Origin of the sequence: Parabacteroides sp. AF17-28 (genome assembly GCF_003479205.1) — a bacterium.
Lineage (GTDB): Bacteria > Bacteroidota > Bacteroidia > Bacteroidales > Tannerellaceae > Parabacteroides > Parabacteroides acidifaciens.
Window position 1 is genome coordinate 208,583 of the sequence record NZ_QUGV01000001.1, and the last position, 11,274, is coordinate 219,856.

The 11,274-nt window shown below is 46.5% G+C and carries 9 protein-coding genes; 3 read left to right on the forward strand and 6 right to left on the reverse strand.

Translation table 11 applies throughout. The annotated features are described in order from the left end of the window. Positions 1-13: 13 nt before the first annotated feature. Positions 14-778 (forward strand): peroxide stress protein YaaA, encoded by a 765-nt coding sequence (yaaA, locus tag DWW90_RS00960; RefSeq protein WP_122343650.1) that lies wholly within the window; start codon positions 14-16, stop codon positions 776-778. A 3-nt stretch (positions 779-781) separates the two neighbouring features. Here the strand turns inward: yaaA and DWW90_RS00965 are convergent, their stop codons facing one another. Then, positions 782-2,191: a DUF5723 family protein gene (locus DWW90_RS00965; protein ID WP_122331920.1), complete on the reverse strand. Its 1,410-nt coding sequence runs from the start codon at positions 2,189-2,191 to the stop codon at positions 782-784. 30 nt (positions 2,192-2,221) lie between these two features. Further along, positions 2,222-3,280 carry a DUF4621 domain-containing protein gene (locus tag DWW90_RS00970; RefSeq protein ID WP_122343651.1) on the reverse strand — a complete coding sequence of 353 codons (1,059 nt, stop codon included), beginning with the start codon at positions 3,278-3,280 and terminating at the stop codon, positions 2,222-2,224. 207 nt (positions 3,281-3,487) lie between these two features. Between DWW90_RS00970 and DWW90_RS00975 the strand changes: the two genes are divergently transcribed. Next, on the forward strand, positions 3,488-4,549 hold the full coding sequence (locus DWW90_RS00975; RefSeq protein WP_122343652.1) for a 6-bladed beta-propeller: 1,062 nt from the start codon (positions 3,488-3,490) through the stop codon (positions 4,547-4,549). A gap of 30 nt (positions 4,550-4,579) precedes the next feature. Here the strand turns inward: DWW90_RS00975 and DWW90_RS00980 are convergent, their stop codons facing one another. The 3 genes from DWW90_RS00980 to DWW90_RS00990 all read right to left on the reverse strand — a co-directional run bounded on the left by DWW90_RS00980 (position 4,580) and on the right by DWW90_RS00990 (position 9,563). Beyond that, a complete protein-coding gene (locus DWW90_RS00980) occupies positions 4,580-5,314 on the reverse strand; it encodes a YebC/PmpR family DNA-binding transcriptional regulator (RefSeq protein WP_122343653.1) in 735 nt (244 codons plus the stop codon). Between the two features lie 35 nt (positions 5,315-5,349). Next, positions 5,350-7,812, reverse strand: a complete 2,463-nt coding sequence (pheT, locus tag DWW90_RS00985) for a phenylalanine--tRNA ligase subunit beta (protein ID WP_122343654.1) — start codon at positions 7,810-7,812, stop codon at positions 5,350-5,352. 536 nt (positions 7,813-8,348) lie between these two features. After that, positions 8,349-9,563 carry a 6-bladed beta-propeller gene (locus DWW90_RS00990; protein ID WP_122343655.1) on the reverse strand — a complete coding sequence of 405 codons (1,215 nt, stop codon included), beginning with the start codon at positions 9,561-9,563 and terminating at the stop codon, positions 8,349-8,351. Between the two features lie 145 nt (positions 9,564-9,708). On the opposite strand from DWW90_RS00990, the gene trmD reads away from it, so the two are divergent. Next, positions 9,709-10,383: a tRNA (guanosine(37)-N1)-methyltransferase TrmD gene (gene trmD / locus DWW90_RS00995; RefSeq protein WP_115500543.1), complete on the forward strand. Its 675-nt coding sequence runs from the start codon at positions 9,709-9,711 to the stop codon at positions 10,381-10,383. Between the two features lie 8 nt (positions 10,384-10,391). On the opposite strand, the gene DWW90_RS01000 is transcribed toward trmD, so the two are convergent. After that, positions 10,392-11,270, reverse strand: coding sequence for a DUF5032 domain-containing protein (locus DWW90_RS01000; protein ID WP_122343656.1), 879 nt, complete (start codon positions 11,268-11,270; stop codon positions 10,392-10,394). Positions 11,271-11,274 lie beyond the last annotated feature (4 nt).

The following is an 11,274-nucleotide window of genomic DNA, read 5'->3' on the forward strand; positions in this document are numbered from 1 at the left end:
CATATTCAAGCATATGCATATCATCTTATCTCCGGCTAAAACAATGACCGGAACATCCAAAATAAAAGCGCCGGCCGGCACAATGCCCCGGTTCAATCAAGAAGCAATCGAGATCGCACTCCACATGGCGCAATATCCTGCCGATGAATTAGGGAAACTACTGAAGCTCAGTCCCAAGCTGATGCTGGAAAGCTACAACCGTTTTCAAAACTTCCATTCCGCAGAAGAAAAGCCTTTACAGGCGATATTGGCTTATACGGGAGTTGTCTTCAAGCATATCAACCCCAAAGATTTCTCCGAGGCGGACTTCCTCTTTGCCCAGGATCACCTGCGGTTCGTTTCCATCTGCTACGGATTGCTCCGCCCGTTGGATCTGATTAAACCGTACCGGATGGAATATGATGTAAAACTGCCGGAATTGGGAGAAGGAAATATGTATGCCTACTGGCGTAACCGCCAGACTGAACCGCTGATAGAAGAAATCAAAGCCGATGACAACCTGCTGGTCAACCTCGCCAGCATGGATATCCAGCCAGCCTTCGACTGGAAAAAGATGGAACAATCCGTCCGCATCGTCACGCCGGATTTCAAAGTCTGGAAAAACGGTAAAGCCGAAACAATCGTAATTTACGCCAAGATGGCACGGGGACAGATGACACGCCATATCATCAAAAACAGGATCACAAATCCTGAAGAGTTGAAAACATTCACCTGGGAAGGTTTCCATTTCCGAGAAGAACTCTCGGAAATGGATAGATGGGTCTTTTTACAAGATTAAAACTTACATTTTGCCTCGCAACGGAACACTGATTCCCATATAGAGATTCGTTGCATTGCCGCTTACCGGAAGGAACTGGGGAGTTACTTTGGTAAACATATAGTCGGAACCGATGAAGAAGTTGATCCATGACGGAGTAAAGTTCAACGCCAGACCGTATGTCTTGAATTTACTGTGGATAAAAGAGTAACTCAATGTTGCTTCAAACCATCTGATCGGACGGTAATTGGCCGAAACAGTCAACTCCGTATAAGCTTTCGGAGAATACAAACGCGTAGAAGAAAGCAAGCCGAAGCCCAACTTATTTTCCAACATACGGTATTCACCCCCGATATTGATCGTAGAACGCAAGCGGGTGGTACGTCCTTCCGATGCTTTCTGCGTAAAATGGAACAGGTTCTCGAAATCGTCTTTCATCGAATTAAACTGATCGCTCATGCTCTGGGAACCTTCGGCAACATGATCGCCAATCGCCAGGTCGAAACCGTCGAAGTCGAAAGTCCCGTTCACCTCGCCGAAAGTATTGCCGCTCTTATTCCAACTTACAAAACCTAAATCCAGGACCGCAGCCGACAAAGTGATATTTTCCGTCAACTGATAAGTGGCACCCAGGTCGACCCCCATACCGAAGCCGCTCACCCCCGGACTGTCAAAGTCGAAGTTGCTGATATATTCACGTCCTTGTTCGTCCACTCCCATTTCCGGCACAAGTCCTTTCATGGAAGCACTCATTGTTCCGGTAGACGTTACCGACCACTTCGTATCGTTCATGACGGCACGCATATGTGTGATGTTCGCATCCATCGAGCCGACACCCAACAGCACTTTCACTTTCCCGCCGACCGTCAGTTTCTCCGTGATCGGACGTGAATAGCCGACACCCGTTTCCAGATAAGACTCGGCATAAGCAGAGATATCATTTATATCGTAGGTTGTCCCTTCCGCACTGTTACCACGCTTCATAAACTCGAACATGGTCTTCGGCACACGCACATTTGCCAGGCCTTTCAAAGAGACGTCGACCGTCCAGAATCCTTTTCCGGCATACCATCCACCGGAAAGAATCTGCGTTCCGAAGTCTGCGTTTATCTGGTTATTATCATTCAGGTTATTCAAAAAAGACTCGGTATTGACGGAGTTATCCATAAACGTAACCGTCTTCCCGTCTTTCGGGAATAAGATATTATCGACAGCAATGCCATTCGTTGTATAAGATGCATTGACAGCCCCCAGCACAGGGATCGACACATATCCCCTTTCCGGACGAAAAGCCGGGTTCAGCGCCGTACGCGCCGGAGAGTTCTGCATGAAATAAGCCGTTCTCAATTGCTGGGCCGAGGCAGACGCCCCGATAAAAGTCAATAAAGCCAAAGCCAACAAGCTCTTGGCCGATTTAATATATGTAGTATTCATTATATTGATGCAAATAGATTAGTAAATCAATCAAATAGAAATCCCTCCCGTTTTCTTCAGCTTCAACTTCATCGAGATCGTCTCGCCATCTTTCAACGTTTCAGCTGTTTCACGACCTTTCAGGTGTAATTTGAAATCGATATTACGGGCATTCATCATCTTAGGCATATCTGCGGCAGTAATCTCAAAAGAGATATCCCCGCTCGCTCCCTTCACATCCTGCAAAGGGAAAGAGATATTCAATTGTTCACCAAATTCATCCAGAATCAGCATTTCGATTGTCAGGTCAAAAGGCATTTCATTTGTAACCGTTCCGTAAATGGTTGCCGTTCCTCCGGAAAAAAGATAATCGACAAATGAATCGTCGAAAGCCTCCTTGACATGTTCTACTGTCACCGCTTCAAAATCGGCAGCCGGCGTCAGAGGAGCCTCAAACGTATAACGGATATCGGACAAAGCACCGGCGGGAAGCTGGGCTACTTGTGAACGGTTACCCCATAAATCGAGCACAAGGTTTTCGGGTACATCTTTTATCGCATCCGGCAACTCTTTGTTCCGGCAAAATGTAAAACCGGTTATTACGGAAGAAGCATCCGGACCAATCCAGATATCCGGAGTGGACGGCGAAAAAGTAAAGAAGGAAACCGGCGAAGCAGGCTGTCCGGTAATATCCAGGCGACAATCCAATGTTCCGCTGTTCAAGCCGCTTTCCAACATCAAATGCGGGTCAACGAGGCTCAATTTAAAGTCTTCGTCAAATAAGCCTTGCAGATCTTTCAACGAAATCGTACTGGAAGCCACAACTTCATAATCGTTATCCGCCCGGAAACCATTCTTCCGTACCTGCAACGTTCCTTGATAACGCGCTACATAGTATCCGTTTGCATCGATCTGTACAGAAGGCACTTTATATACCTTTATTACATCATCGACCGCAATCGTACCCGTGCCCAACGGGGCAACCCATTCATCTCCCACTACCAGATCGTCCGTATCGACATCCGATAAATCGTACTTGCTATCCACACATGAAGTAGCGGCACAACACAAGCACAGCACTAAAGACTGAAATAAAATTTTACCTTTCATTCTAAATATTCTAAAGTATTTGTCTTTCGAAATAAAGTCTAATCGGCTGCAAAAGTATGTAAAAGCATTCACCCGACCATACTTTTTCGCCTTGAAATTCAGCAACTCGCACGAATTGTGTTATTTCTTACGATAAAATAAGAATCCGCAAATCCAATAAATTACAAGTATAAACGTTATTAACTAAAATACTTTAAACAAGATTATATGAAACGGACCTTCAGCATATTACTCTTTCTTTTGTTGGTCATTTACGCAAAAGAAGGCTACAAACTGGCCACACAGGTTAATCCGGTGCAAAGTTTCAACACAGGTTCCCTCTCTGACGTAGCAGAAGAAGTGATTGCCATTCCGCTCGAAACAAATGCGCACTGCATACTAAGCCATGCCAGACTGGTCAAACGGGACGGAGACAACCTGTTCCTGCTCTGCCGGCAGCAACTTTACCATTTCAGTTGTTCGGGCAAGTTTATCAATCAGATAACCTATTGCAATTCTCTCTACAAAAACAATATTCTGGCATCCGACTATGTAATAGACCCGGTACACAAGCAGTTGATCGTTACAGACGGACAACAACACGTACAATATTATAATTATGATGGTGATTTCTTAGGCAAAATCGACCTGCCCGCCGATTATGCCGGACAATCGTTAGGAAAGCTGGCCTACTACGACGGGCACATCTGGACGACAGTCAACAGAGCCGTCCTAAGAAAAGAATATAACAACCAATTGTGTATGGAGCAATGGTTATATAAATTCGACACGGCTTTCCACAAGGTGGAGACCCGCAAGCTGACCGTTGCCGAACTGGGACGCCTCACGATCGACCACGCCCTGGAACCGGAAGTTGCCGTTGCCAACCGGCAGGTATATGTGCAGGCGCCTTCCCTTCAGCCGGACGAACTATTGCAAGACACGCTCTACCTGATCAGCCGGAACAAACTGGATATTACGGACGGTTATTCATCCATCCTCCCGATACGCATAAGCAGCCGTTTCCTGGTTTCCACCCACTACAACCCGAACGACGAGGATAAGTGTTATACATTCTGTTACGACCAACAGAAAAGCCGCGCTTACAATGTGCAGGGAGGATTGGTAGACAACTTCTACGGAACCGGCAAAGTACGGGAACTACAGGCCATGGACGTCTATAGCAATTCTTATTGTTTCTACAAAAGCAGTGAGGAGGTAAAAAAGGCATTTCCGGATCGCAAGACCGGCGATAACCCGGTGGTTTTCATCGTTAAATTGAAAGCATAAAAAAGGGAGGCTTTTGCCTCCCCCTGTATATTACTCTTCGTCTTCGCTCGCGTCTTCCTTCATATTGTGGAACACGTTCTGGACGTCGTCATCTTCTTCCAGCTTTTCGATCAATTTCTCGATTCCTTCGCGCTGTTCGGCTGTGACTTCTTTCAGATCGTTCGGGATGCGGACAAATTCGCTGCTGGTGATTTCAAAACCGTTTTCTTCCAGATATTTCTGAATAGCGGAGTTCTGGGCAAATTCACCGTAGATGATTACTTCGCCTTCGTCTTCGTCCAGCTCATCCACGCCGTAGTCGATCAGTTCCAGCTCCAGGTCTTCAAGCGACATATCTTCTTTCTTAACGATATGGAACACGCACTTGTGGTCGAACAGAAATTCAAGGCTACCGCTCGTACCTAACGAACCGCCGTGTTTGTTGAAATAGCTACGGACATTGGCAACCGTACGGGTCGTATTGTCTGTTGCCGTTTCCACAAAGATAGCGATACCGTGAGGACCGTATCCTTCGTAGTTCATTTCCTTATAACCGGAGAAATCCTTTTCTACAGCACGCTTGATGGCACGTTCCACATTTTCCTTCGGCATGTTCTCCTTCTTTGCGTTCTGCATCAATGCACGCAAATGAGGGTTGTTCTCAGGATCCGGACCGCCTGCTTTAGCTGCTATCGTGATTTCTTTACCCAACTTGGTAAATACACGGGCCATATTGCCCCAACGCTTAAACTTTCTTGCTTTACGGAACTCAAACGCTCTTCCCATATTTTATTGAATTATAAATTTTGATTTATGAATTATTATCTCAATTGTGCTCCTAACTTCTGTTCCAGGTTTGTCTGGATCTTTTTCATGATCGCATCAATCTGTTTATCATTCAAAGTCTTTCCTTCATCTTGCAGATAGAAGCTGACAGCATAGGATTTCTTGCCTGCCGGGAGGTTCTTGCCTTCGTAAACATCGAACAGCTCGACACCTTTCAGCAGTTTACGGTCACTGTCGGTTGCGATCTTCTCGACTTCTGCAAACTGGACTTTCTTATCCAGCAACAGGGCGAGGTCACGTTTTACGGCCGGGAACTTGGAGATTTCCGAGAAAGTGACTTTGCTCTTCTTCGTCTCCTTCATCAGCAGTGTCCACGACAGTTCGGCATAATAGACTTCCGTGTCGATATCCAGTTCCTTGCAGATCTTCGGACTCACGATACCCATTGTACCCAACTGGCGGCCGGAAGCAGTCGTGATGCTCAGACCGGCTGCATATATGTCGTTAGACAGATTTCCGAAGATAACCTTCTGCAGGTTGACACCCAGGCGAACCAGGATATTTTCCACATAGGCTTTCAGTTCGTACACGGACGATTTTTCGTTCGGATGCGCCCAGCTGTTATCTACGCGGCTACCGCTCACCCACAGGCCCAGACGGTAATCTTCCGTAAATTCGGCCAGCGTTTCGCCTTCCTTCTTATTGTCAATATTGTAATCGTAGCAATTACCGAATTCAAAGAAGCGGATATTGCCGTTTTTGCGTTTCGCATTGTGCTCGATACTTTCCAAGCCGCCGAACAGCAACGTCTGGCGCATACCGTTCAGGTCAGCACTCAACGGGTTCATCAGCATCACGCAATGAGACACCGGATAAGTAGACAAGTTATCATAGTAAGCAGAACGAGTCAGCGAGTTATTCAGGATCTCATTGAACCCGCAGCCGCAAAGCTGTTCGGAGATCAGATTCTGCAATTTGTAACTACGGTCGGTCGGAGTCTGATAGCTCAGGTTAGACTTTACGTTTTCGCTGAATTCCACATTATTATATCCGTAGATACGGAGGATATCTTCGATCACATCCACATCGCGCTGTACGTCGATACGGTAAACCGGGACATCGATCACCAATCCTTCCGCTGTTTCGGAAACAATCTCCATTTCCAGGCTTGCCAGAATGCTCTTAACCGTCTCTGCAGGAATAACCTTGCCGATCAGCGTGTTCACCTTGTCATAAGACAGTTCCACACGATACGGGGCTACCGGAGCCGGATAGATATCCTGGATCGGACCCGTGATCGTTCCGCCGGCCACTTCCTGAATCAACAGGGCGGCGCGTTTCATAATGTCGACAGTCTGGTTAGCGTCCAAACCGCGTTCATAGCGGAAAGAGGCATCCGTATTCAAGCCGAAACGACGGGCTGTCTTACGAATCCAAGTCGGATGGAAAGTTGCAGATTCCAGGAATACATTCTTTGTCTGTTCCGTCACACCGGAATCGAGTCCGCCGAATACACCGGCGATACACATCGGTTCCTCGGCGTTGCAGATCATCAGGTCGCGGTCGGTCAGCGTACGTTCTACGCCGTCGAGTGTCACGAATTTGGAACCTTCCGTTGCCGATCTTACCACAACTTTGTTTCCCTTGACCTTATCTGCGTCGAAAGAGTGCAGCGGTTGTCCTACGCCATGCAGGATATAGTTTGTAACATCTACTACATTATTAATAGGACGCAGGCCGATTACCTTCAAACGATTCTGCAACCATTCGGGGCTTTCCTTCACGGTCACACCCTTAATCGTTATGCCCGAATAGCGCAGGCAGGCTTCCGTATTCTCGACAACGACTTCGATAGCCGGAGTCGGATCATCGATCTTGAAAGCATCCACATCCGGACGTTTCAGGGAGGCCGGCTTGCCGTTCTGCTTCAGATAGGCAGCCAAGTCGCGGGCAACACCGAAATGAGAAGTGGCATCCACACGGTTCGGTGTGATATCTACTTCCAGCACATAGTCGCTCTTTACATTATAATATTCCTTAGCCGGAGTTCCTACTACCGCATCGGCCGGCAACACGATGATACCGGCGTGATCCGTTCCGATACCGATTTCATCCTCGGCACAGATCATCCCGTTCGATTCGACACCGCGAATCTTGGAACGCTTTATCGTAAAACACTCGTCGCCATCATACAATTTAGTACCGTTCACAGCCACAACCACTTTCTGTCCGGCTGCCACATTCGGAGCGCCGCAAACAATCTGCAGGGGTTCTGCGCCGCCTACATTCACGGTCGTGATGTGCAGGTGGTCGGAATTAGGGTGTTCTTCACAGGTAAGAACTTCACCGATCACAAGTCCTTCCAGTCCGCCTTTAATGGTTTGAACTTCTTCTACTCCACCGGTTTCCAGACCGATCGAGGTAAGTGCTGCTGCTACTTCATCAGGCTGTAAATCAAAATCAAGATAATCTTTCAGCCAGTTGTAAGATATATTCATCGCTTTAAAATTTATTCAGTAAAGAGACGGCCCGCATAGTGCCGCCAAATTGACGGGCAAAAATACAAATAATTATTTAAAAGTCCCATCCTCAAACTCTATTAATTCGATCGGGGCTCTATTATGTTCCACTGTCCGATTCAATTCAGCCGGATTGTTGTGCGGGATCGCAAAGAAACATGTTTTATCCTAAACTGGTAAATCATCATTTATAGCTCATATTTGGTAAATAGTGAATCAATAACGGATAAACACCGATCCTCTATTGCATGTTACGGTTGTATTCTTTTCATGTCACAACTGTCTTCCTTCTATGTTACAGTTGGATTTCTTTTGTTTCACGGCTGTAACATGAATAGCGGGTAGGTACGGAAGAGGCACACATCCCGCATCGTTCATTCTATCTGCCGGGTTATTCATTCCTTTACGGCACTATAAACCCATGAAGTACTGCATTTGTTGACACGGAGGGCGGTTCGCGAACCGCCCCTACATAGTTTCCATGCCCATCCATCCAAAATTCCATGCCCATGCAATCAGATTCCCATGGGTATCTGATCCACCGAATGAAACTGCATAACCTGTAAGACAGGATTCGCATCGTCATCAAGTGTTTCGATCAGTTTCTTCAGTTCCGCGTCGCCATGTTTGCCTTCGGCTTCCTGCAACGCGTAGACCTGACGGGTACGCACGGCAACATTACTGTTTTGTGTCGTTACCCAGTTGTTTATGTGCGGATAATCATCCATCAGCCTCCAGTATGAATTGCCCGGATAGTCGGTCATTTTATATATCTGGTTCTCTTTCTTGTCGTAGATGTAGAAATGTTCGTCTACATATGGCTTATACGAATGGCAACGCAGAATATAGAACATCAAGTAACGCTCGGTTTCAATCGTCGGATGCACCTGGGCGAAAGTGGTGGGGTATTTACTTTGATCAATGATACGCGGGATAACTTGCAAATCTTTCCGGATCTCAAAAACCGTATCATTACCCAAATTAGCCATAAAGACACCTTTTGGACTCTTTACCAGACTTCCGTAGGCCAAGCGCCCATAACTATCTTGAGGCAGCGAGGTAGGGAAACGGATCGGTAATTTCTTTACCGTACTTCCATCTTCTTTGCGAATAACCGAGTAGCGCGGGCCTCCCGGATTATATCTGAAATAATTGAGCAAGAGCGAATCGTTGAGGATCGCGATCTCTTTCGCTTTGTTGAGGAAGGTTCGTTTGAAATTTCCTTCCAGATCGTAGACATATGTACACCCTTTCTTTAAGTTGGCATCCTGAACAAATATTTCTTTCCGGAGAGTGTCGACAGCATAACTGCTTATATAACTGTATTCACCCGGTCCTCCGCCTCTGTGGTCGATTTTCCGAACCAGGCTGCCGTTTCTCTTGAATACATAAATGGCTGTTTGCGCTTCTTCTACATAGATGAGGTCATCTGTCAGCAAATACTCGTTACCCTCACAGGTTCCAAGTTGTTTCAGAAGTGTAGTATCGTTGGTTTCCAAGGGAATATACAATGCATCCGAGAGATCGCTCAGGCGGATATTGGTTTCCGGATAATCCTCTTCCACATTAAAGATGATAGGCTTTTCTCCTTCATACCAAACGGGAACAGCCGGCAGAGTAACCGTTTCTGATATCTCTTTCCCGGCATCCAGCTGTGCAGAAGAATCTTTTTTAGCACCCGAACAACTGGTTAGGGTAAAAATAAGAATTGCAAGAGGGAATGTTCTCATAGTATAAATATATGTTTTTAAATGGTAGGCAATATAGGTATAAAATAGGGTATAGCCAAGTGTGAGTCTGTTTTTATAAAGAACGGACAATTGACAATTGACAATTAAACCCTACCTTTGTACGAAAAATCAGAAATATAGTTTTATGCGTATAGACATACTGACCGTACTTCCAGAGATGATCGAGGGCATGGTGAATTGCTCCATTGTCAAACGGGCACAAGATAAGGGCCTGGCAGAAATACATTTACATAACCTCCGGGACTATACCACCGACAAATGGCGGCGTGTGGACGATTACCCTTTCGGCGGCGAAGCCGGCATGGTGATGCAGATCGAACCGATCGACCGGGCAATCTCGGCCTTGAAAAGCGAACGTGAATATGACGAAGTGATTTATACCTCGCCGGACGGGGAAACATTCAACCAGCCGATGGCCAACGGCATGTCGCTATTGAACAACCTGATTATCCTGTGCGGGCATTATAAAGGAATCGACTACCGCATCCGTGAACATCTGATCACTAAGGAAATATCAGTCGGCGATTATGTCCTGACCGGAGGCGAACTGGCTGCCGCCATTATTACGGATGCGGTCGTACGCCTCATTCCCGGAGTGATCGGCGACGAACAGAGCGCCCTCTCCGACTCTTTCCAAGACAATTTGCTGGCGCCGCCGGTCTACACCCGGCCGGCCGATTACAACGGATGGAAAGTGCCGGAAGTGCTTCTTTCCGGCCATCAGCGCAAGATTGAGGAATGGCGCCTCCAGCAAGCCCAGGAACGGACTGCCCGGCTGCGCCCGGACTTATTGAAATAAACACGCTTTTATTTCTGTTCCGCTACAAAATTATAGGTGAACGTGTATTCGTATGTATTGCTCTCGGCTTCAACCCCGTTTACAGGGTTGATCTTTTCTTCGATTGTCATACCTGTGATATAATCACTGGACATTGTGTAGCGGAACGTATATTCGGCACAAACATCCGCCGCTTCGGACACATTATACCAATATGCACGGGCAGGCAAATTCTGATTCATCAGCCCGTACATCAGGTTGACAGGAGAAACGACATCGAAGCCGACCGGCTGGAAGGTATTGATCACCCGGAACGGGAAATTGGCCGGACGCATCTGGGAACCATATTCATAGGTAATCTCTTGCTGTGGCAGATAAGCATAATGAACAGCATTGCCGCCCTCCCACGTATAACGATCGACCTCGCCCAAATCCCTTGTCTGGTATCCCGAACCATTCTCATTCGGCCACTGGATAACCTGCGAAACCGATTTCAGCCAATTCCGTTCATAGACATAACTATTATCGATTGCCGTATATGCCGTATTACTCATATATTTATTCTCAGCCATTTCTTCCTTTCGGGCAATCACATTTCCTTTCAACGTATAAACCGTATGGACAAACGGATTCGTCAAGGAACCGTTCTCCATCTTTACACCGTTAACGGAAATCGTTTTGTCCACAATAATATAATTATCAGTAAACTGGTGTCCTTCCTGATTCAATATAATACGGCTGATTTGCTGGTCCTGTTTGTATGTAATTTCCGCCGTGAAAAAAGTTGTGCCATTCTTCGTACAAGACACATTTGTCAGCTTGTTTAATTCCGGAATATACGGTTTGTCATCATCCCCACAGGACATAAGCCCGACAGCTACTAAAAGCATACATAATAACTTCTTCATCTCT

Bases quoted from the DNA above. Each gene is read 5' to 3' on its own strand.
- DWW90_RS00965 (WP_122331920.1), bottom strand. From the start codon at position 2,191: ATGAATACTACATATATTAAATCGGCCAAGAGCTTGTTGGCTTTGGCT.
- DWW90_RS00975 (WP_122343652.1), top strand. From the start codon at position 3,488: ATGAAACGGACCTTCAGCATATTACTCTTTCTTTTGTTGGTCATTTAC.
- DWW90_RS00980 (WP_122343653.1), bottom strand. From the start codon at position 5,314: ATGGGAAGAGCGTTTGAGTTCCGTAAAGCAAGAAAGTTTAAGCGTTGG.
- trmD (WP_115500543.1), top strand. From the start codon at position 9,709: ATGCGTATAGACATACTGACCGTACTTCCAGAGATGATCGAGGGCATG.
- DWW90_RS00970 (WP_122343651.1), bottom strand. From the start codon at position 3,280: ATGAAAGGTAAAATTTTATTTCAGTCTTTAGTGCTGTGCTTGTGTTGT.
- DWW90_RS00990 (WP_122343655.1), bottom strand. From the start codon at position 9,563: ATGAGAACATTCCCTCTTGCAATTCTTATTTTTACCCTAACCAGTTGT.
- pheT (WP_122343654.1), bottom strand. From the start codon at position 7,812: ATGAATATATCTTACAACTGGCTGAAAGATTATCTTGATTTTGATTTA.
- DWW90_RS01000 (WP_122343656.1), bottom strand. From the start codon at position 11,270: ATGAAGAAGTTATTATGTATGCTTTTAGTAGCTGTCGGGCTTATGTCC.
- yaaA (WP_122343650.1), top strand. From the start codon at position 14: ATGCATATCATCTTATCTCCGGCTAAAACAATGACCGGAACATCCAAA.